We start from the raw sequence: 21,107 nt of genomic DNA, 5'->3' as shown, positions 1-21,107 counted from the left end.
ACACATCGACTGCCGAGGAAGAATGAATGCGCAGTCGTGAAGTTATCCAGCTTATTGAAGCCGACGGTTGGTACCAGGTTGATGTGAAAGGTAGTCATCACCAGTTCAGGCACCCGACAAAAAGGGGGCGAGTCACGGTTCCTCATCCCAGGAGTGAGCTCCCCAAGGGCACAGTACGCAGCATCTTGAAGCAGGCTGGCTTGGTTCAAGCCAGCGGCACTGCCAGCACGAGCATCAACGGAGGTAGTCAATGAAATTCCCGGTCGTATTGCACAAAGACGCCGACTCGGACTACGGCGTGACCGTTCCTGATGTGCCCGGTTGCTTCAGCGCCGGTGCCACTGTTGCGAAAGCACTGGAGAATGTTCAGGAAGCGCTGGCACTACATTTTGAAGGGTTGGTCGCAGATAACGAGGCATTGCCGCAGGCACAGGAAGTCGACATCCATGTGGCGAACCCTGACTATGAAGGTGGGGTCTGGGCCGTTGTGGATTTTGATGTCACCCCGTATCTGGGCAAGGCGGTTCGCTTCAATGCAACGCTGCCGGAAAACCTGCTTCAACGAATCGACGAAAAAGTGAAGCGTGATCATCGCTATGCGTCCCGCTCCGGTTTTCTGGCTTCGGCTGCACTGCGAGAGTTGGCGCTTTCACACTGATCGGTGCGCACGCTTTCACTATGCCCACCAATACCGCACAAAGTGGAAGAACACCGGCGCGGCAAAGCACACCGAATCCATGCGGTCGAGCATGCCGCCGTGGCCCTCGATCATGTGCCCCCAGTCCTTCACCCCGCGGTCGCGCTTGATCGCCGACATCACTAGCCCGCCGAAGAAGCCCATGGCGTTGACCGCCAACGCCATGAGTGCGGCCTGCCAGAAGGTGAAGGGGGTGATCCAGCACAGCAGTGCGCCGACCAGGGTGGCCAGTGCCACCCCGCCGGCCAGGCCTTCGACGGTCTTGGATGGCGACAGGTTGGGCGCGACCTTGTGCTTGCCGAACAGCTTGCCGCACACGTACTGCAACACGTCGCTGATCTGCACCACCAGGATCAGCCAGGCGATCAGCAGCAGGTTGCGGCCCTCGTAACCCGGGATATCCAGGGTCATCAATGCCGGCACCGATGACACGCAGTACACCGCGATCATCAGCCCCCACTGCACCTTCGAGGCGCGTTCGAGAAAGCGCGTGGTGTCGCCGCCGAAGCTGGCCAGGATCGGCAGCAACAGGAACAGGTACACCGGGATGAAGATGCTGAACAGCCCGTACCAGTCCATGGCGATCAGCACGTACTGCACCGGCAGCGCCACATAGAACGCCGCCACCAGCGCCGGGTAGTCGCTGCGCCGGGTCGGGGTGAGAGTCATGAATTCGCGCAGGGCGTAGAACGATACGCCGTAGAACAGCACGATTACGCCGTACTTGCCGAACAGGAAGGCGATGCCGATCACCAGCACCATCACCCACCAGGCGTTGATGCGGGCGTTGAGGTTGTCGATCACCGCGTGCGGGGCGGGGCCGGCGCGCCATTTGAGCAGGCGGCCGATCACGCTGGCGAGTAGCAGCAGGGCACCGATGCCGGCAAACAGGGAAAGGGTGTTGTCGTCCATCTCAGGCATCCTTGGGGGCCAGGGTCAGCAGGGCCTGGCTGGCCCGCTCGAGGAAGGCTTGCTTGTTTTCATCCGGCTGCAGGTGCAGCGGTTCGCCAAAGCTCAATGTGCACAGCAACGGCAATGGCAGGGCGCGGCCCTTGGGCATCACCCGGTTCAGATTGGCGATCCACACCGGCACCAGTTCGACCTCGGGGTTGGCTGCTGCCAGGTGGTACAGCCCGCTCCGGAAGGGCATCAGCGGCTCGTCGCCCAGGTTGCGGGTACCCTCCGGGAAGAAGATCAGCGAGTCGCCCTGGGCCACGGCTTCGAGGATCGGCTGCAATGGGCTGCCCTGGCCGGCGCTGTGCTGCCGGTTGATCAGCACACCATTGAAGACCTTGCGGATAAGAAAATCGCGAATGCCCGGCCTGGCCCAGTAATCGGCACCGGCTACCGGACGGGTACGCTTGCGCAGCGGCTGCGGCAGCGAGGCCCACAACAGTACGAAGTCGCCATGGCTGCTGTGGTTGGCGAAGTACAGGCGCTGCACCGGCAGCGGCGTGCAGCCCAGCCACAGGGCACGGGCGCCGGTGATCAGGCGGGCGGCGGAGGTGATGAGGTAGGCGGTCAGGTTGGCGAGCATGGATCGGTAGTCATCCCTTCAAAGGCAGTGTCAGCAGGGTAGCCAGGGCCAGCGACAGTTGCAGGCCCAGGCACACTGCCTGGCGGCGCAACAGGGCCAGCGCGGCCTGGCTGCGTGCAGGCCAGGCGCGGGAGTCGGTGGCCTGCGGTTTGAGTTTCAGCTCGAACAGAGCGTGGTCCAGGGCCTGGGTATCCGTCGCCAGGTCGTGGCTGGCGGCCAGGCGGGCGAACAGTTCGGCGTCCAGGGCCACGCGGATGGCCCAGTACTTGTGCAGCACGCCCAGTACCAGCAGCACAACGCACAGCAGGCTGGCCAGCGGTTGCAGCTGGGCACCCAGCAAGGGCGCCAGGCCGTAGGCCAGGGCCAGCAGGGTGAGGCCGTCCGACAGGCGTGCCAGTTGCTCGCCACGGCCCAGCAGGCTGGCCACCACGTGCAGGTTCATGGTTGCGCCCCCAGCTGTTGCACGGCCTGGCGGTGCGTGCTGTGCAGGACTACGCCTGGGCGGGCCTTGCGGATCAGCGCTTCGGCCTGACGAGCATCACTGCAGCGGCCCGTGAGCACCAGCCAGGCGGCCACGGCGCTGGCGCTGCGCGAATAGCCCAAGGCGCAGCAGACCAGCACCGGGCCCTGGGAGCGCAGGCGTTCGATGGTTACGGCGGCCTGGTGCAGCAATGGGCTTTCGGGGGCGATCAGGTCCAGGGTGGGAAAACATGCGTAGCCAACGGCGGACGCGACCTGTGTAGGAGCGGCCTTGTGTCGCGAAAGGGCGCTCCTGAAAGGGGCCGCGCTGTCCTGAACATGACACGGTAGCTCTGCACACAAATCGACCACCGCAGCGAACCGCGCGCCACGCCCTGGAACCCGCCCGAGGTAGACGCCATCACACACTTCATCCGCCTGCGGATGCCGCCAGGTCCACAGCCGTGAATTGATCCACGCCCCCACCAGGTACGGCGCCAGCAGCCAGCTGGCTGCCTTCGACAAGCGCCCATCAGCGCCTTTCTGAAACCCGCCTGCACCGAGCACGGCATAGTTCAGCGCCACCAACGCCAGCGACACGGCTGGCCAGGCCAACCACAGCCAGGCCCCGCCCAGCGTGATGGCAGGCACTGCGCACAGCAGCCCGCCCATCGTATAAACCAACGCCAACCGCCAACGCTTGGCATCCCGCGCAAGGCGCGCCTGCTGCCAGGGCAGCGGCCCTTGATGTGGCCACAACCAGATGCAGGCAAACCCGGCCAGTGCTCCTGTGGGAACGTCCACGAAATGGTGCTGCCAGGTGGTCAGCACCGACACCCCGATCAGTGCCATCCAGCCATGCATCAGCCAACGCCAGGGCTGGCGCTGTACGTGCCGGGCAAACATCGTCCAGATGATCACCAGCAGGGCGATATGCAGCGAAGGCGCCTGGTTGAAAGGCTTGTCGAAGCCCATCAGTACATCGAACATCCAGCCGAATACCCCGCCCAGTTCCGGTCGTTCGAAGGTGAAGCGCAGTGGCCAGAGCAGGAAGCAACTGACGCTGATCAGCTGTGCGGTCAGCAGCGCCAGCGCGTGCCGGTCCATCTCCTGGCGCGTGCGCGGCAGCAGGAAGGACAAGCCGTAGAGCAGGTCGATCGACCAGTACGGGATGATCGTCCACGGCCACAACGGCATGCGGCTTTCCCAGCCGAACACCAGGCTGCCGACATCACCGCGCCCGGCGGTATGGTTGTTCGCCAGCCCGTAGCTGAGGAAAAACAGCGGCCCCAGCAATAGCAGCCAGAACACGCCCCGGCGAATCAGCCCGGGCTCGCGCGATGGGTTCATTCAGCGCACCCGTTGTGCCAGGCTGACGCTGAAAATGCCCCATTCATCGATGCGCTGGGCCAGCTTGCGGAACCCTGCGGCTTCCACCAGCTGGTCCATCTCGGCCTGGCTGCGGCGGCGCATTACCCAGGCCTCGCCGCCGCGGTGGCTGGTGAGGGCGCGGGCGATCATTTCCAGTTGCGGGTGCCACGGCTGGCCGGTGTAGACCAGGTAACCGCCATCCTCCAGCGCGTCGGCCAGGCCGGCCAACGAGTTGCCTACCAGCTGGTTGCTGGCGAACAGTTCGTACAGGCCGGAGACCACAGCCAAGGTAGGCGGTTGCTCCAGCGTGGCCAGGCTCTGGCGGTCGAAGGCATCGCCCTGGACGAAGCGGGCGATATCAGCCAGGCCTTTTTCCGCGATCAGCGCGCTGCCTTGCTGCACGTTCAGCTCGCTGTAGTCGCGCAGCAGGATCGAGTCTGGCAGTTGCTCCAGCTCTTGCAGGGCTTCGAGGATGTAGCGGCCATGGCCGGCAGCGATATCGACGATGTGTACTGGCCGTTGCTGTTCGCGCAGTTGGGCGATGGCCAGGCGCAGCAGCTCTTCGACGTGCAGCTTGCGCTGGCGGATGCCACGCCAGCCGATGGCATCGAGATAGTTCCGGTCGACCAGGCGGCCGAGCTTGCCATTGCCGGTCGCCTGGTTGCGGTAGACGTAGTCGAGGGTACTGCCGGAATCGAAACCTGTGTCGAAACCCAGCTTGACGCCTTCGGACAACCCCTTGCCCAGGCGCAGCGCGGCACGAGTGGCGCGCCAGTAAAGGTCGCGGGGCGAGTTGCGCGGCAGCGGTGCGGCCAGGCTCTCGGCCTCGGCGCAGCTGGCGCCGGTCTTGTCGGCATCGAGCAGTGACGGCAATGCGGCGGGGCTGGCGAAGCAATGTTCGACGAACCTCTCGATGCGCCGCAGGGCATGGGCCCGATCACGCTCGCCAAGGGTGTCGTGGAAGAAGCCTGGCAGGATGTGCATTTCCTTGCGCGTACTGCCCAGGCGTTCGAAGAAGCGCTCCTGCGGCTGGCGTTCGACCACCAAGTCGGCACCGGACACCAGCAGTTGGGTCGGCAGCTGGATAGCCTGGGCATCCGCCACCACGCGGTCGGCGGCTTCGTACAGGCCCAGCAGCATGGTCACCGAAATCGGTCGGCTGATCAGCGGATCGGCTACATACGACATGACCCGCTCAGGGTCGTGGGTAAGCAAGCGAGGTTTGACGTAGCTGTTGACGAAGAAATTGCCGCGCACGGCCTTCAGCAGCTTCAGGCCGGGGCGGGCGAACGGTACGTACAGCTTGACCTTGAACGCTGGCGAGGCCAGCACCAGGCAGCGCACCTTGGGTGCGTAGTCATGGGCCCAGGTGGCGACCAGCACGGCCCCGACGCTCTGTGCCAGCACCACCAGGTCCTGTTCGGCGATGCCGTGGCGGGCCTGGATATGCTCGATGAAGGTCTGCACATCGCGCACGCTGGTGGCGAACCCCGGGCTGTCGCCGCGCGCGCCCGGCGACTGGCCGTGGCCACGGGCATCCCAGGCGAAGAAGTCGTAGCCTGGCATGTCCAGCTCATCGGCCAGGTGGGCCATGCGCCCGCCATGTTCGTGGCCGCGGTGGAACATCACCACGGCCCGGCGTGGCTGGTGTTGGTTGCGGGTGGCAGGCCAGTGACGGTAGTGCAGCTCGACGCCGTCATGGGTGGAGAAGTGCTGCGTTTGCGCTTGGCGCATGGTCGACATCCTTTTACGACGGCAGTGGGCTCAGCGGGTTTCGGCCAGTCCCAAGCGAACCCGGTTGTAGAGGGTATAGAGCGAGAGTGCGAGGATGACCAGCAACAAGCCGTTGATCCAGGCACCGTTCAGCAGGCCGAAGGCGACACCGGTGCCGAGCACGCCGAAGGCGAAGGCCCGGTCGCTCTTGCCCATGGGCCCGTCGTAGCGCCGAGAGGCACCGGCCAGCGGGCCCATGACACCGGCGTATTCGCTGAAGGTGGCGCTGAGCACCACGAGTACGACCAAGGCTGGCGATACCCCAGCCAGCAGCGCGAAGGGCAGGTACAGCGCGGCGTCGGCGATCACGTCGCACAGTTCGTTGAGGTAGGCGCCGAGGGTGGATTGCTGGCCGAATTCCCGGGCGAGCATGCCGTCGACGGCGTTCAGCGCCATGCGCAGCAGCATCCAGACCGGCACCAGGATGAACAACCAGGCGAGATGCGGGAGGGCGGCCAGCAGCAGGCCCAGCAGGACGGATAGCAGGGCTGCGGCGACGGTGACCTGATTGGCGGTGACGCCGCGGTCGTGGAGGCGCTGGACAGCAGGGCGGAGCAGGGCCTGGAAGCGCGGTTTGAGCTGGTAGATCGATGCCACGGGAAAATCCTTTTCGGTGGGGCGTTAGGGCGCCATTGTGTGCGAGCCTTCTTCGCGGGTAAACCCGCTTCCACAGGCATAGCGTCAATCCGAGAGATAGCGCAATACCCTGTGGGAGCGGGCTTGCCCGCGAACACGGGCGAAGCCCGTGCCATCCACCGCGGTGCCTGTTTCGCGGGCATGCCCGCTCCCACAGGTACAGCATCAACCCGAGAGATAGCGCATACCTTGTGGGAGCGGGTTTACCCGCGAACACGGGCGAAGCCCGTGCCATCCACCGCGTCAGCTGGTGAGGGTGGTTACCAACCCTGCGGCATACCCCGGCAATGCTGAAAAATCGCGTGCACACAACAGCAAGCGGCGATTGGCCCATGGTTCTGTGAGCGCTACCCAATGCAACGGCAACAGCCCCTGCCAACGCTTCACTGCAGCGAGGGGTACCACTCCAACCCCGGCCCCGCCGGCAACCATGCGGATCACCCCATCGAACCCCTCGGCCCGCACCCGAACCCGCATGCGGCGCCCTTCGCGCAGCGCCTGCTCTTCCAGGTACAACGCCAATGCACTACTGGCCCCCAGGCCGACGTAGCCATGGGCCAGGCTATCGATGAAGCTGGGTGCGATCTCGCTGGCCAACGGGTGGCGCAGCGGCGTTACCAGCACCAGCGGGTCGTCGCGAAACGGCCGGGTTTGCAGGTGCTCGCTGGGCGCGGCAGTGGAAACGATGCCCAGGTCCGCCATGCCCTGGGTAATAGACTGCACGATGCGCAGGCTCGGCAACTCCTGTACATCCACGCTGATTGCGGGGTTTTCAGCCAGGTAGCCTGCCAGCAGTTCCGGCAGGTACTCCGTGAGCGCAGCCGTGTTGCACAGCAGGCGCACCTGGCCCTGTTGCCCTTGTGCGTACTGGCCCAGGTCGAACTGCAGGCGCTCGACCTGCTGCGTGATCAGCCGGGCATGCTGCAGCAGTGCTTGGCCGGCCGGGGTCGGTTGCACACCACGGCGGTTGCGTTCCAGCAAAGGGATGCCCAGCGATGCTTCCATGGCGCGGATGCGCGCGCTGGCTGCTGCCAGCGACAGATGGCTGCGGCTGGCGCCGGCGGTGATGTTGCCGCACTCCAGGGTGTGCTGGAACAGCCTGAGGTCGATCAGGTCGAAATGCATGTGGCTCTGTCCTGGCAAGAGTCTGGCTGAGTATATGGCAGATTTTCAGCCCGGCTGGCACACGCCATCATCGGCCCATGGATACCTTGCTCGCTTTCTACCAGAACATTGGTCCAGCGCTGTCGCTGCTGGTGGTACTGACCTTCCTGCTGGCCGGCGCGGTGAAGGGGGTGATCGGCCTCGGCCTGCCGACCATCGCCATGGGGCTGCTGGGCCTGGCTATGCCACCGGCGCAGGCTGCGGCATTGCTGATCGTGCCTTCGACCCTGACCAATCTATGGCAGCTGGCCAGCGGCGGGCACCTGCGGTGGTTGCTGGCACGCTTGTGGCCAATGTTGGCCATGATCCTGGTCGGTACCTTGCTGGGCAGCGCCTGGCTGGGGATCAACAGCGGCCCTTGGGCCGTGCATGCACTGGGCGCGGCCTTGGTGGTGTATGCGCTGTACGGGCTGGTCGGCCCGGGCTTGCGCCTGGCGCCGGGGCGGGAGCGTTGGCTGGGGCCGCTTTGCGGGCTGGTTACGGGCGTGGTCACGGCGGCAACCGGGGTATTCGTGATACCGGCGGTGCCCTACCTGCAGAGCCTGGGTTTGAACCGGGAACAGATGATTCAGGCCCTGGGCCTGTCGTTCACGGTTTCGACCCTGGCCTTGGCCGTTGGCCTGGCCGGGCAGGATGCCCTGGGTGGCCAGGCACTGGGTGCTTCGCTGCTGATGCTGGCGCCGGCCTTGCTCGGCATGCTGGCTGGCCAGTGGCTGCGACAGCGCATCAGCGCGCTGCTGTTCAAACGGTGCTTCTTCATCGGCCTGGCCGCGCTCGGCGGCCATTTGCTGGTCAGCGGTTAGCGCTGGATGCGCTGAGCATGTCGATCATCTGGATGTCGAAATCGCGTTCCAGGTAGTCCATGCGTTTTTCGAAGAACGCGGTCATGTGTGGCAGGGCTGAATGCACATCCAGCGCGGCCTTGTCGGCCCACACCTCGAAGAATACGAACAGGCTCGGGTCCTGCTTGTCGCGCAGCATGTGGTACTCGATGCAGCCCGGCTCCTGGCGGCTTGGCTCGACGTAGGCGCGGAACAGGGTTTCGAACGCTTCAGCCATTTCCGGGCGGGTCTTGGCTTTGAGGATGAAGGCGTACTGCTCACTCATGGATCGCTACTCGGGTGATGGGAGGTGATGCGATTCTAATGCAATAATGGGTTGTTTATTCGTGACTTCAGATCAATTGTATTTTGCCCCTGCATGGCTGTATCCCGCGCCCGCGGGCTCTTAACCTGCCGGCCTGAATTTTCCGCGAGGCCCGCATGAAGAAGATCCTTTTGCTCAACGGTGGTAAACAGTTCGCTCACTCTGATGGTCGCCTCAACGCGACCTTGCATGAAGCGGCCATCGCCCATCTGGACCGGGCCGGTTTCGATGTGCGCCAAACCTTCATCGATGGCGGCTATGACGCCCGGGAAGAAGTGGAGAAGTTCCTTTGGGCCGATGTGGTGATCTACCAGATGCCAGGCTGGTGGATGGGCGCGCCCTGGACCGTGAAGAAGTATGTCGACGAGGTGTTCACTGCTGGCCACGGCAGCCTGTATGCCAACGACGGCCGTACCCGTGCGGACCACTCGCAGAAGTACGGCAGCGGTGGTTTGGTGCACGGCAAGCAGTACATGCTTTCGCTGACCTGGAATGCACCGCAGCAGGCATTCGACGATCCGAGCGATTTCTTCGAAGGCAAGGGGGTGGATGCGGTGTACTTCCCGTTCCACAAGGCCAACCAGTTCCTCGGCATGACCGGGCTGCCGACTTTCCTGGCGGTGGATGTGATGAAGCGGCCGGATGTGCCGGCTGCTTTGGCGGCCTATGAGGCGCATCTGGACAAGGTATTTGGCAAGGCACAGTAAGGTTTTCTGTGTGTTGGCCTCTTCGCGGGCAAAGCCCGCGAAGAGGCCAACACCGGCACCGCTGGACTTGGCCTCGACAAGCGGCTATCTAATCCCTGCAGAGACCAACCACAGGCGCAGATGTGAAAACCCGATCCGAAGAACTCCAGGTATTCGTCGCCGTCATCGACTGCGGCTCGATTTCCGCGGCTGCCGAGCAGATGGGCCAGACCCCGTCCGCCGTCAGCCGTACCTTGTCGCGCCTGGAGGGCAAGCTGGGCACCACGCTGGTTAACCGTACCACCCGGCGCATGGACCTGACCGAGGAGGGCCGCTTCTTCCTCGAACGTGCGCGGTTGATCCTGGAGCAGATGGACGAGATGGAAGAGCGTCTGTCGATGAACCGGCAGACCCCCACCGGGCGCCTGCGCATCAATGCCGCCGCGCCGTTCATGCTGCATGCCATCCTGCCATGGATCGGCGAGTTCCGCCGCCAATACCCTGGCATCGAACTGGAACTCAATACCGACGACCTGATCATCGACCTGCTGGAGCAGAGCACCGATGTAGCGATCCGCATCGGCGAACTGGCCGACTCCAGCCTGCACGCGCGCAGTCTGGGATGCAGCCCGGTACAGGTGCTGGCCAGCCCGGCCTACCTCGAGCAGCACGGCACGCCGCAGCGGGTCGAGGACCTGGCCAACCACTGCCTGCTCGGCTTCAGCCAGCCCGAATCGCTCAACCACTGGCCTCTGCGCCATGCCCAAGGTGACCGCTGGAGCATCCGCCCGTCGCTGATCGCCTCCAGTGGCGAGACCTTGCGCCAGCTGGCGCTGGCCGGCGAGGGCATTGTCAGCCTGTCGCACTTCATGACCCATGAGGACATCCGCGCCGGGCGCCTGCAGGTGTTGCTGAGCGAGGCCAACAACGGCTACCGCCAGCCGATCCATGCGGTGTACTACCGCAACACCCAGCTGGCGCTGCGTATTCAGTGCTTCCTCGATTTCATCCAGCGCAAGTTGGCGATGTACGCCAGCTGAGTTGCCTGAATGCGACAGAGCCTGTCCACAGGCGGCGAAACTTCCTGCGTTTGATTGCACAGTCGGAACGCTTCGGCCTTACTGACTGATCAACAAAAACAACACCAAGGAAGTGTCATGCGTATTGTACCGTTCCAGTACCTGGCTCTTGCAGCCGCGATCCTGAGCTGTTCCTCGGTTCATGCCGCCAACCTTGAGGGTGGCGCAGTGGCCGCGCCTGATCAATATGGTGCACAGGTGGCCGCCGACATCCTCAAGAAAGGCGGTAATGCGGTGGATGCGGCAGTGGCCACTGCCTTCACCTTGGCGGTGACTTATCCCGAGGCTGGCAACATCGGTGGTGGCGGGTTCATGACCCTGTTCGTCGACGGCAAACCCTACTTCCTCGACTACCGCGAAGTCGCGCCCAAGGCCGCCACGCGCACTATGTACCTGGACGAAAAGGGAGAGGTCATCGAGAATCTCAGCCTGGTTGGGGCGCGCGCAGCTGGCGTGCCGGGCACGGTGATGGGGCTGTGGGAGGCGCACCAGAAGTTCGGCAAGCTGCCCTGGAGCGAACTGCTGACCCCGGCCATCGGCTATGCGAAAAACGGCTTCAAGGTGGCGGCGAAGCAGTACCAGTACCGCAACGATGCCCAGGGCATGTTCAAGACCGCGACCAACTTCAACGACTACTTCGGCAACATGAAGGTCGGCGAGCTGTTCAAGCAACCGGAAATGGCCCAGACCCTGGAGCGCATTGCCGACAAAGGCGTGAGCGAGTTCTACCAGGGCAAGACCGCCGACCTGCTGGTGGCGCAGATGCAGGCCGACAAGGGCCTGATCACCAAACAGGATCTCAAGGACTACCAGGCCGTATGGCGTGAGCCGATGGCCGTGAGCTGGCGTGGCAACGTGGTCTACACCGCGCCACCGCCAAGCTCTGGTGGCGTCGCCCTGGCCCAGCTGCTGGGCATCAAGGAAAACCGCGCGGCGGACTTCAAGGGTGTGGCGCACAACTCGGCGCAGTACATTCACCTGCTGGCCGAAATCGAGAAGCGCGTGTTCGCCGACCGCGCCGACTACCTCGGCGACCCGGGTTTCACCAACGTGCCGGTGGACCAGCTGGTGGCCAAGGATTACCTGGCCAAGCGCGCCGCACAGGTCAACCCGAAGGCCATTTCCGCCACCGACCAGGTCAAGCCGGGCCTGGAACCGCACCAGACCACGCATTTTTCGATCGTCGACAAGCAGGGCAACGCGGTCAGCAACACCTACACCCTCAACCTTGATTACGGCAGTGGCGTGGTGGTGAAAGGCGCCGGCTTCCTGCTCAACGACGAGATGGACGATTTCAGCGCCAAGCCGGGGGCGGCGAATGCCTTTGGCGTGGTGGGTGGCGATGCCAACGCCATCGCGCCGGGCAAGCGCATGTTGTCGTCCATGAGCCCCAGCCTGATGACCCGCGATGGCAAGGTCGAGCTGGTCATAGGTACCCCGGGCGGCTCGCGGATCTTTACCTCGATCTTCCAGGTGATGAACAACCTGTACGATTACGGTATGCCGCTGGACAAGGCAGTGGCGGCGCAGCGCGTGCATCATCAGTTGCTGCCCAAGGACACCGTCTACTTCGACAGCTATGCGCCGCTGACCGGGCCGGTGGCCGATGAACTGAAGAAGATGGGTTATGTGCTGGAGGACCAGGGTTGGGAGATGGGTGACATCCAGGCGATCCGGGTGGACGGGACGAAGCTTGAGACCGCTTCGGATCCACGTGGGCGTGGTGTGGGGATAATCGTCAAGTAAGCAGTTCGTCAGTGCCGGCCCTATCGCCGGCAAGCCAGCTCCCACAGGTTCGGCGCAGCCCCGAGGCTTGTGCTATCCCTGTGGGAGCCTGGCTTGCCGGCGATGGGCCGCAAAGCGGCCCCGGATTCCAGGATCAGACGCGGAACTGGCTGACCAGCGTCTGCAGCTGCCCACCAAGGCGCGCCAGCTCCACGCTGGACGCCGCCGTCTCGTCACTGGCCGCCGCCGTCTGTTCCGACACATCACGCACATTCAGGATGCTGCGGCTGATCTCCTCTGCCACCGCACTCTGCTGTTCCGCCGCTGCGGCAATCTGCTGGTTCATCGACTGGATGCTCGACACTGTGCTGGTGATGCTTTCCAGCGAAGCCCCGGCCTTGCGCGCCAGCTCGACGCTGCTGTCGGTCAGGGTACGGCTGCCGTGCATGGCCGCAGCCACTTGCTGGGTCCCGTGCTGCAGGCTGGCGATCAGCTCTTCGATCTCCTCGGTGGATTTCTGTGTGCGCTGGGCCAGGCCGCGTACTTCGTCGGCAACCACGGCAAAGCCACGACCGGCCTCGCCGGCACGCGCCGCCTCGATTGCTGCGTTCAGTGCCAGCAAGTTGGTCTGTTCAGCCACCGACTTGATCACATCCATCACGCTGCCGATCTTCTGGCTTTCCTGCTGCAGCAGGTTCATGGCCTCGGTGGAGCGGTGCATGTCCTCGGCCAGGCGCTCGATCTGGCCAATGGCTTCGCCTACCACGCGGTCGCCGGCGCGGGCTTCGTCATCGGCACCGGTGGCGGCATGCGAGGCCTGCTCGGCATTGCGCGCCACTTCCTGAACGGTAGCGGCCATTTCGTGCATGGCGGTGGCTACCTGGTCGGTCTCGACTTTCTGGCTGTTGGCGCCGGCGCTGGTCTGCTCGGTCACCGCCGACAGTTCCTCGGCAGCACTGGCGATCTGGGTGACGCCGTCGCGGATGCCGCTGATCAGCTCGCGCAACGTGGAGCCCATGCGGGCGATGCCTTGTTGCAGCATGCCCAGTTCGTCGCGGCGGGTGACGCGCAGGTGCTGGGTGAGGTCGCCGCTGGCGATCTTTTCCACTGCCGCCAGGGTGTCGCGCAGCGGGCGGGTGATCTGCCGGGTGATCAGCACTGCCGCCAGCACGCCGACCAGCAGTGCCAGCAGCGTGGCGATGGTCTGCAGGCTGCGGGCCTGGGTGCTCTCGATGTCACGGCGCTGCAGCTGGATCTGGTACAGCGCGTCGCTGCGCTTGACGATATCGGCACCCTGCACGGTCATTTCGGCGCGCGCAGTATTGATATTGGCGACGGCATCGCGGAACTGGCGCACGGCGTCACGGTAGGCCAGCACCGAGCCTTCGAACTGTTGCAGGCGCGTGTCTTCGGCCGGCAGCTGGCGCTTGAGGTTGTCGATTTCGGCCAGGGCGCCGTCCAGCTGGCGCAGGGCGGCCTGCTCGTTGGCGGCGCTGTTGTCGGCAATGTAGCCGCGTACGTCGATGCGCACCTGCAGTAGTTGCTGGCGGGCCTTGCTGACCAGCTGGTACTGGGCCAGGCGCACGCTGTCGGCCTCGGGGCGTGCCATCACTTCCTGGCTGAGGGCGTCCATGGCCTGGTCGGCCTGGCTGGCCGAGCCGTCCATGGCCGCGCGCGCGGTGCGGGTGGCGTCGTAGCCCTGGCGCATCTTGTTCAGCGACACCTTGTAGGCGCTGATGGTCTCGCCCAGTTCACCCAGCAGCTTGATGTTTTCCGGGCTCTTGAAGGTGCTGGCCAGGTAGGCCTGCTGCTTGCTGAAGGCGTCCAGCTTGGTCTGGGTGTTGGCGGCGGCGGCATCGTCGCCGTTGGCGATCATGTACTGCAGGCGCGCAATGCGCAGGTCGGTCAGGTCCTTGTTGAGCTGGCCGATATCGCCCATCCAGTTACTGCGGTCGATCAGGCTACCGAGGCTGGTCCAGCCGGTCAGGGCCAGCAGGCCGGTGAGGATCAGTACCAGGCCGAAGCCCAGGCCGAGTTTAAGGTTGACGCTGATGTTGGCGAACCAGTTGTTCATGCACGCTCTCCAGAAGTTTTTCGCTCGCTTGATCGACGATCGCCAGGCGTTGTTGTTCTGGATGCCTGCTGATTCGTGCAGGGGTTATCGGCAGTGATAGGGGAAGCTGAAACGCTTTTTCAGCAAAAAAGCAGAATTGAGGGAGAATCTAAAAGCTAGCGCAGTCCTTGTGCGAGCGGGCGTGCCCGCGAACACCGGCGGAGCCGGTGCCATCCACCGCGCTGGATTCTTCGCGGGCATGCCCGCTCCCACAGGGATTGCGCCGGCTGAGGCGGCTATTTAAAGGTTGCGCGCACTGAAAGTATCGCAACGGTTTACCTCACCTTCGGCAAACCCGGCCTTGAACCAGCGTACCCGCTGCGCCGAGGTGCCGTGGGTGAACGAGTCTGGTACCACGCGCCCGCGGCCTTGCTGCTGCAGGCGGTCATCGCCAATGGCATTGGCCGCATTCAGCGCCTCTTCGACGTCACCTGGCTCCAGCCAGTTCAGGCGCTTCTGCGCCTGGTAGGCCCATACCCCGGCCAGGCAGTCGGCCTGCAGCTCCTGGCGCACCAGCAGGCCATTGTTGCCTTCCATGCGCTGGCCACTGCGGCGCGCGGCATCGACCTTGGCCGACACGCCTAGCAGGGTCTGCACGTGATGGCCGATTTCATGGGCGATCACGTAGGCCTGGGCAAAGTCGCCGGCCGCGGCGAAGCGGGTTTCCATTTCGCGGAAGAATGACATGTCCAGGTAGACCCGCTGGTCGGCCGGACAGTAGAACGGCCCCACCGCCGCCGAAGCAAAGCCGCAGGCCGAATTGACCTGGCCGCTGAACAGCACCAGTTTGGGGTCGCGGTACTGCTTGCCGCCTTCGGCGAACAGGGCTTTCCAGGTGTCTTCGGTGTCGCCCAGGATCGAGGCGACGAATTCGGCCTGCTGGTCGTTGGCCGGCGGGGCCTTGCCGCCCACGCTGCTGGGCGCCTGCTGTTGTTGCTGTTCCATCTGGCCGGCGAGCTGGCCAAGAATCTGCATCGGGTCCTGGCCGGTGAGCCAGCCGATGCCGACGATCAGCAGCACCGCTCCAAGCCCCAGCCCCTTGCCGCCGCCGAAGCGCATGCCGCCGCCACCACCTTCGCCTCGGGCATCGACCACATTGTCGCTGCGTCGGCCTTTTCGCCAATCCATGAATGCTCTCCGGAGCGTGAAACAAAAAGACAAGATTAGTCCACGTCAGCGGCGAATGTCAGGCCAAGGTGTTTATCCATAACCAGATGGTTATGTTTGAAACGCCTGATTTCAATATTCATCGCCCGCTACCTGTCCGAAACTTCATCTGGGAGCGGGCTTGCCCGCGGCAGGGTTTCGAAGAAGCCCCCCTCGCATTTCCATAATTCCAAGAGAGGAAACCGGCATGCCCGCCCAGGACAACAGCCGCTTCGTGATCCGTGATCGCAACTGGCACCCGAAAGCCCTTACGCCTGACTACAAGACGTCCATTGCCCGCTCGCCACGTCAGGCACTGGTCAGCATCCCGCAGTCGATCAGCGAAACCACTGGCCCCGACTTTTCCCACCTGGGTTTCGGCGCCCACGACCATGACCTGCTGCTGAACTTCAACAACGGTGGCTTGCCGATCGGCGAGCGCATCATCGTCGCCGGCCGTGTGGTCGACCAGTACGGCAAGCCTGTGCCGAACACCCTGGTAGAAATGTGGCAAGCCAACGCCGGGGGCCGCTACCGCCACAAGAACGACCGCTACCTGGCACCTCTGGATCCGAACTTCGGTGGCGTCGGCCGCTGCCTGACCGACCGTGACGGCTACTACAGCTTCCGCACCATCAAGCCGGGCCCGTACCCATGGCGCAACGGCCCGAACGACTGGCGCCCGGCGCACATCCACTTCGCCATCAGCGGCCCGTCGATCGCCACCAAGCTGATCACCCAGCTGTACTTCGAGGGTGACCCGCTGATCCCGATGTGCCCGATCGTCAAGTCGATCGCCAACCCGCAAGCCGTGCAGCAGTTGATCGCCAAGCTCGACATGAGCAACGCCAACCCGATGGACTGCCTGGCCTACCGCTTCGACATCGTGCTGCGCGGCCAGCGCAAGACCCACTTCGAAAACTGCTGAGGACCCCGCCATGCCAATCGAACTGCTGCCGGAAACCCCTTCGCAGACTGCCGGCCCCTACGTGCACATCGGCCTGGCCCTGGAGGCGGCCGGCAACCCGACCCGCGATCAGGAAATCTGGAACCGCCTGGCCAAGCCAGATGCGCCAGGCGAGCACATTTTGCTGATCGGCCAGGTGTATGACGGTAATGGCCACCTGGTGCGTGATTCGTTCCTGGAAGTGTGGCAAGCCGATGCCAACGGCGAGTACCAGGATGCCTACAACCTGGAAAACGCCTTCAACAGCTTCGGCCGCACCGCCACCACCTTCGATGCCGGCGAATGGACCCTGCACACGGTCAAGCCGGGTGTGGTGAATAACGCTGCAGGCGTGCCGATGGCACCGCACATCAACATCAGCCTGTTTGCCCGGGGGATCAACATCCACCTGCACACGCGGCTGTACTTCGATGACGAGGCCGAGGCCAATGCCAAGTGCCCGGTGCTCAACCTGATCGAGCAGCCGCAGCGACGCGAGACTCTGGTGGCCAAGCGTTGCGAGGTGGACGGGAAGACGGCGTATCGTTTCGATATCCGTATTCAGGGGGAAGGGGAGACGGTGTTCTTCGACTTCTGAGTTGGACCTCGGGGCCGCTTTGCGGCCCATCGCGACAAAAGGTGTTCTGGTCAAGTTTCTCCGGACACCGATTACGGTGATCAAGCCGCCTGCTGCTCCATGGCTATTGGCGACAGATAGTTGTTGTAGCTGTGGAGCCGGATTCGGTTGTATCGCATGAAGAAGCTGGTCATATCCTGCCTGGCTTCTTCAATTTCCTGGTAGCCCTTGGGCGGAACCCACTCTGATTTAAGCGTCCCAAAGAAACGCTCTGTTGGCGCGTTGTCCCAGCATTGCCCCCTGCGGCTCATGCTCTGCGTTATCCCATGCTCAAGCAGCTCGGATTGGAAAAGCTGGCTGGTGTATTGGCAGCCTTGATCCGAATGAAACATCAAGCCTGGCTGCTTGCCCCGAACCCCTACCGCCATCCTCAATGCCTTACTAACCAGGTTGGCATCGTTGATCAGGGAAAACGCCCAACCAACGATCCGACGGGCGAACAAATCAATGACTACTGCCAAGTGAATACCAACGTTTCCCGACCATCAAACTGGTCACATCACCGCACCAGACTTGGTTGATCGCAGTAGGCTCGAAGTTACGTTCGAGCAGGTTCTTAGCCACGAATGCCTCGACTCCTCTGGAGCGATACTGATGCCGACGGCGCTGTCTGCTGGCCAGATTTGCTTCCTGCATGAGTCTTCCGGCCAGATACCGACCTACCTTCAGTTGCTGGGCTTTCAAGTGCTCAGAGAGCATCCTTGCGCCTGCGCTTCCACGGCTTTCAGCGTGCAATTGCACGACCTTTTCCCTGAGCGCGTCACGCTTGGTATTAGGCGCTGAACGGCGGTGAAGCCAGTCATAAAATGCGCTACGGGATACATTCAGCACACGGCAAAGCAGGCTGGTCGGATACGCACCAGACTCTCTCAGCTCCTCGATCAGGAAAAACGATCGGGATCCGACATCAAGAGAGCTGTAGCCTTTTTTAAGATTTCAGCCTCGGCCTCCAGGCGCTTGATCTTGGCCCGCAGTTGTTGGAGTTCTCGCTGTTCGTCGCTGATCGCCTTGGTACCGGCTACTGGCTGGCCTTTTTGACGCTCTTTGCGCACCTGATCAACCCACCGGCGCAGAGCCGTAGGGCCGACGTCCATTGAGGCGCAGACGTCGGGAATTGAGCAGTTGTCATCAAGAACCATGCTTGCAGCACGTTGCTTGAACTCGCGGGTGTAGGTCTTTCGTTCTTGCATGGAAACCTCCGGATTGGGCGAATCATATCGCCCTTAAGAGGTGTCCGGGGTCATTAGGCCAGTTCAAGGCCGCTCCTACAGGGAATCGCGATACTCCTGTAGGAGCGGCCTTGTGTCGCGATGGGCTGCAAAGCAGCGCCGGCGATCTGAAGGTCAACGCCGAACCAGCAGCACCCCACTCTCCATATGGTGGGTATACGGGAACTGGTCAAACAACGCACACCGCTCGATGCGGTGGGTGTCCTGCAACTGGGCAATGTTCGCCGCCAGCGTCTCCGGGTTGCAAGAGATGTACAGGATCCGCTCGAAACGCCGGGTCAACTCGCAGGTATCCGGGTCCATGCCCGCCCGCGGCGGGTCGACGAACACCGTACCGAACGCGTAGCTCTTCAGGTCGATGCCTTCCAGCCGGCGGAACGGCCGCACCCCATTCAGCGCCTGGGTCAGCTCTTCTGCCGACAGGCGCACCAGCCGCACGTTACCCACAGCGTTCTCGTCGAGGTTGCTCAGCGCGGCATTGACCGACGTCTTGCTGATCTCGGTAGCCAGCACCTTACGCACACGAGTGGCCAGCGGCAGGGTGAAGTTGCCGTTGCCGCAGTACAGCTCCAGCAGGTCGTCGTCCCGCTCGCCGATGGCCTCGAAGGCCCAGCTCAGCATCTTCTGGTTCACCGCGCCGTTGGGCTGGGTGAACGCGCCTTCCGGCTGGCGGTAGCTGAACACACGGCCGGCGACATCGAGCTTTTCCACCGCGTAGTCACGGCCGATGACCAGGCGCTTGCCCTTGGAGCGGCCAATGATGCTCACGCCCAACTCTTCGGCCAGTTGCCGTGCGGCCACTTCCCAGGCCTCGTCCAGCGGGCGGTGGTAGCACAGGGTGACCATGGCATCGCCGGCCAGGGTGGTGAGGAACTCCACCTGGAACAGGCGGTTGCCCAGTTCCTCGCTGGCCTGCCAGGCGGCTTTCAGGCGTGGCATCAATGCATTGATGCGCTGGCTGGCGATGGGGAAGTCGTCGATCAGGATCGCCTTGTGCTTCTCGCCCGGGGCGAACATGGCGTAGTGACGCTGGCCATCCTCGCGCCACAGACGGAATTCGGCGCGCAGGCGGTAATGCTCGCGCGGCGAGTCGAAAACAGCCGGCTCCGGCGCGCCGAACGGCGCCAGCAGCTCGCGCAGCCGGGCCACCTTGGCGTCCAGCTGGGTGGTGTAGGAGGAGGGGTCGAAAGCAGCACTCATGCGTTGAACCAGCCCAGCTTGATGACGAACAGGATGGAAAGGATCACCAGGGCCGGGTTCAGGTCGCGGTGGCGGCCGGAGATCAGCTTGACGGCGGTCCAGGAAATGAAGCCGAAGGCGATGCCGTTGGCGATCGAGTAGGTCAGCGGCATGGCCAGGGCGGTCACTACCACTGGTGCGGCTTCGGTGACGTCGTCCCAGTTTATTTCCGCCAGGCCCGAGGCCATCAGCACCGCGACGAACAGCAGCGCCGGTGCAGTGGCGAAGGCCGGCACGCTGCCGGCCAGCGGGGCGAAGAACAGTGCCAGCAGGAACAGCACGGCAACCACGATGGCGGTCAGCCCGGTACGGCCACCGGCGCTCACGCCCGCGGCAGATTCGATGTAGCTGGTGGTGGTCGAGGTGCCCAGCAGGGAGCCGGCCATGGCGGCGGTGCTGTCGGCAATCAGGGCACGGCCCATCTTCGGCATGTGCCCGTCCTTGCCCATCAGCCCGGCGCGCTTGGCCACGCCGATCAGAGTGCCGGAGTTGTCGAACAGGTCGACGAACAGGAAGGCGAAGATCACGCTGACCAGGCCAACGTCCAGCGCGCCGGCGATGTCCAGCTGCAGGAAGGTCGGGGCCAGCGACGGTGGCATCGAGACGATGCCGCCGAAGGGTGTCACGCCCATCACGATCGAGGCGATGGTCACGGCAAGAATGCCGATCAGCACGGCACCGCGCACTTTCAGCGACTCCAGGCCGACAATCAGGAAGAAGCCCAAGGTGGCGAGGATCGGTGCTGGCTGCTTGAGGTCGCCCAGGCCCACCAGGGTGGCCGGGTTATCGACGACGATACCGGCGTTATGCAGGGCGATCAGCGCCAGAAACAGACCGATACCGGCGGCAATGGCCGAACGCAGCGGCAGCGGGATGCTGTTCACGATCCACTCGCGGATGCGGAAGATAGACAACAGGAAGAACATCACCGCCGAAAGGAACACCGCGCCCAGTGCCACCTGCCAGGTGTGGCCCATGTGCAGCACCACGGTGTAGGTGAAGAACGCGTTCAGCCCCATGCCCGGCGCCAGCGCGATCGGGTAGTTGGCGATCAGGCCCATGGTCACCGAGCCGATGGCCGCGGCCAGGCAAGTGGCGACGAAGATCGCGCCCTTGTCCATGCCGGTCTCGCCGAGGATGCTCGGGTTGACGAACAGGATGTAGGCCATGGCCAGGAAGGTGGTGACGCCCGCGAGAATCTCGGTACGCACATTGGTGTCGTGTGCTTTCAGTTGAAACAGCCTTTCCAGCATGCCTGCTCCCAAGGCGCTCCCGGCGCCATGAATGTATCGACCCCATCAGCAAAGCACAGACCGTACCGGTTGCCGTGGTTTTGTGTGGGGCGGAAAAAAGCCGCGCATCATACCAGCATGCTTGGCGGGGGCCTATGGCCGTTGGGGAATGGTAATTTTTTCCCTGTGCCGGCCTCTTCGCGGACCATTGCCCGCTTCCACAGGTACCGCGCAGGGCCTGAAGCGGCGCGGTCCTTGTGGGAGCGGGCAAGCCCGCGAAGAGGCCGGTACA

Annotated in this window: 23 protein-coding genes; 8 read left to right on the top strand and 15 right to left on the bottom strand. The window is 63.6% G+C overall.

What is annotated here, in order from left to right; all coding sequences use genetic code 11:
* Positions 1-26 precede the first annotated feature (26 nt).
* Positions 27-254 carry a type II toxin-antitoxin system HicA family toxin gene (locus QIY50_06595; protein ID WGV21879.1) on the top strand — a complete coding sequence of 76 codons (228 nt, stop codon included), beginning with the start codon at positions 27-29 and terminating at the stop codon, positions 252-254.
* Positions 251-658 (top strand): type II toxin-antitoxin system HicB family antitoxin, encoded by a 408-nt coding sequence (locus tag QIY50_06590; protein WGV21878.1) that lies wholly within the window; start codon positions 251-253, stop codon positions 656-658. Before QIY50_06595 ends, QIY50_06590 begins: the two co-directional genes overlap by 4 nt.
* Positions 659-676: 18 nt before the next feature.
* On the opposite strand, the gene QIY50_06585 is transcribed toward QIY50_06590, so the two are convergent.
* The 7 genes from QIY50_06585 to QIY50_06555 form a co-directional block, all read right to left on the bottom strand.
* Complete coding sequence (locus tag QIY50_06585; GenBank protein ID WGV21877.1) at positions 677-1,609, bottom strand: phosphatidate cytidylyltransferase; 933 nt, start codon at positions 1,607-1,609, stop codon at positions 677-679.
* A gap of 1 nt (position 1,610) precedes the next feature.
* A complete protein-coding gene (locus QIY50_06580) occupies positions 1,611-2,234 on the bottom strand; it encodes a lysophospholipid acyltransferase family protein (protein WGV21876.1) in 624 nt (207 codons plus the stop codon).
* Between the two features lie 10 nt (positions 2,235-2,244).
* On the bottom strand, positions 2,245-2,676 hold the full coding sequence (locus QIY50_06575) for a hypothetical protein (GenBank protein WGV21875.1): 432 nt from the start codon (positions 2,674-2,676) through the stop codon (positions 2,245-2,247).
* A complete protein-coding gene (locus QIY50_06570) occupies positions 2,673-4,043 on the bottom strand; it encodes a phosphatase PAP2/dual specificity phosphatase family protein (GenBank protein WGV21874.1) in 1,371 nt (456 codons plus the stop codon). The genes QIY50_06575 and QIY50_06570 overlap by 4 nt, the downstream gene beginning before the upstream one ends.
* On the bottom strand, positions 4,044-5,798 hold the full coding sequence (locus QIY50_06565; GenBank protein ID WGV21873.1) for a bifunctional alpha/beta hydrolase/class I SAM-dependent methyltransferase: 1,755 nt from the start codon (positions 5,796-5,798) through the stop codon (positions 4,044-4,046).
* A 30-nt stretch (positions 5,799-5,828) separates the two neighbouring features.
* Positions 5,829-6,434: a CDP-alcohol phosphatidyltransferase family protein gene (locus tag QIY50_06560; protein WGV21872.1), complete on the bottom strand. Its 606-nt coding sequence runs from the start codon at positions 6,432-6,434 to the stop codon at positions 5,829-5,831.
* A 282-nt stretch (positions 6,435-6,716) separates the two neighbouring features.
* Positions 6,717-7,598 carry a LysR family transcriptional regulator gene (locus tag QIY50_06555; GenBank protein ID WGV21871.1) on the bottom strand — a complete coding sequence of 294 codons (882 nt, stop codon included), beginning with the start codon at positions 7,596-7,598 and terminating at the stop codon, positions 6,717-6,719.
* Positions 7,599-7,675: 77 nt separating this feature from the next.
* Between QIY50_06555 and QIY50_06550 the strand changes: the two genes are divergently transcribed.
* Complete coding sequence (locus QIY50_06550; protein ID WGV21870.1) at positions 7,676-8,440, top strand: sulfite exporter TauE/SafE family protein; 765 nt, start codon at positions 7,676-7,678, stop codon at positions 8,438-8,440.
* On the opposite strand, the gene QIY50_06545 is transcribed toward QIY50_06550, so the two are convergent.
* Complete coding sequence (locus tag QIY50_06545) at positions 8,430-8,744, bottom strand: putative quinol monooxygenase (GenBank protein ID WGV21869.1); 315 nt, start codon at positions 8,742-8,744, stop codon at positions 8,430-8,432. The two genes, QIY50_06550 and QIY50_06545, sit on opposite strands and share 11 nt — an antisense overlap.
* Before the next feature lie 155 nt (positions 8,745-8,899).
* Between QIY50_06545 and QIY50_06540 the strand changes: the two genes are divergently transcribed.
* The 3 genes from QIY50_06540 to ggt all read left to right on the top strand — a co-directional run bounded on the left by QIY50_06540 (position 8,900) and on the right by ggt (position 12,294).
* Complete coding sequence (locus tag QIY50_06540; GenBank protein WGV21868.1) at positions 8,900-9,490, top strand: NAD(P)H-dependent oxidoreductase; 591 nt, start codon at positions 8,900-8,902, stop codon at positions 9,488-9,490.
* 122 nt (positions 9,491-9,612) lie between these two features.
* Complete coding sequence (locus QIY50_06535; GenBank protein ID WGV21867.1) at positions 9,613-10,509, top strand: LysR family transcriptional regulator; 897 nt, start codon at positions 9,613-9,615, stop codon at positions 10,507-10,509.
* A gap of 117 nt (positions 10,510-10,626) precedes the next feature.
* A complete protein-coding gene (gene ggt, locus QIY50_06530; GenBank protein ID WGV21866.1) occupies positions 10,627-12,294 on the top strand; it encodes a gamma-glutamyltransferase in 1,668 nt (555 codons plus the stop codon).
* Positions 12,295-12,427: 133 nt separating this feature from the next.
* On the opposite strand, the gene QIY50_06525 is transcribed toward ggt, so the two are convergent.
* Positions 12,428-14,347 (bottom strand): methyl-accepting chemotaxis protein, encoded by a 1,920-nt coding sequence (locus QIY50_06525; protein ID WGV21865.1) that lies wholly within the window; start codon positions 14,345-14,347, stop codon positions 12,428-12,430.
* A gap of 279 nt (positions 14,348-14,626) precedes the next feature.
* A complete protein-coding gene (locus tag QIY50_06520; protein ID WGV21864.1) occupies positions 14,627-15,514 on the bottom strand; it encodes a neutral zinc metallopeptidase in 888 nt (295 codons plus the stop codon).
* A 226-nt stretch (positions 15,515-15,740) separates the two neighbouring features.
* On the opposite strand from QIY50_06520, the gene pcaH reads away from it, so the two are divergent.
* Both pcaH and pcaG read left to right on the top strand, forming a co-directional pair.
* Positions 15,741-16,460 (top strand): protocatechuate 3,4-dioxygenase subunit beta, encoded by a 720-nt coding sequence (gene pcaH / locus QIY50_06515; GenBank protein WGV21863.1) that lies wholly within the window; start codon positions 15,741-15,743, stop codon positions 16,458-16,460.
* Positions 16,461-16,470: 10 nt separating this feature from the next.
* The gene (gene pcaG, locus QIY50_06510) at positions 16,471-17,076 is read left to right on the top strand and encodes a protocatechuate 3,4-dioxygenase subunit alpha (GenBank protein WGV21862.1); all 606 of its coding nucleotides are present in this window, start codon (positions 16,471-16,473) and stop codon (positions 17,074-17,076) included.
* Between the two features lie 80 nt (positions 17,077-17,156).
* Here pcaG and QIY50_06505 read toward each other — a convergent pair whose 3' ends face one another.
* From QIY50_06505 to QIY50_06485, 5 genes are all read right to left on the bottom strand, one after another.
* A complete protein-coding gene (locus tag QIY50_06505; protein WGV21861.1) occupies positions 17,157-17,576 on the bottom strand; it encodes an IS3 family transposase in 420 nt (139 codons plus the stop codon).
* Positions 17,560-17,856, bottom strand: coding sequence for an IS3 family transposase (locus QIY50_06500; GenBank protein ID WGV21860.1), 297 nt, complete (start codon positions 17,854-17,856; stop codon positions 17,560-17,562). The genes QIY50_06505 and QIY50_06500 overlap by 17 nt, the downstream gene beginning before the upstream one ends.
* A gap of 140 nt (positions 17,857-17,996) precedes the next feature.
* A complete protein-coding gene (locus QIY50_06495) occupies positions 17,997-18,305 on the bottom strand; it encodes a transposase (GenBank protein ID WGV21859.1) in 309 nt (102 codons plus the stop codon).
* A gap of 153 nt (positions 18,306-18,458) precedes the next feature.
* On the bottom strand, positions 18,459-19,544 hold the full coding sequence (gene trmA / locus QIY50_06490) for a tRNA (uridine(54)-C5)-methyltransferase TrmA (GenBank protein WGV21858.1): 1,086 nt from the start codon (positions 19,542-19,544) through the stop codon (positions 18,459-18,461).
* Positions 19,541-20,836 (bottom strand): NCS2 family permease, encoded by a 1,296-nt coding sequence (locus tag QIY50_06485; GenBank protein ID WGV21857.1) that lies wholly within the window; start codon positions 20,834-20,836, stop codon positions 19,541-19,543. The genes trmA and QIY50_06485 overlap by 4 nt, the downstream gene beginning before the upstream one ends.
* Positions 20,837-21,107: the final 271 nt, after the last annotated feature.

The sequence above is a fragment of the Pseudomonas putida genome (assembly GCA_029953615.1).
Taxonomy (GTDB): Bacteria; Pseudomonadota; Gammaproteobacteria; order Pseudomonadales; family Pseudomonadaceae; genus Aquipseudomonas.
The sequence above is the reverse complement of the archived record's forward strand: the minus strand, read 5'-3'. Positions and strand labels throughout refer to the sequence as shown.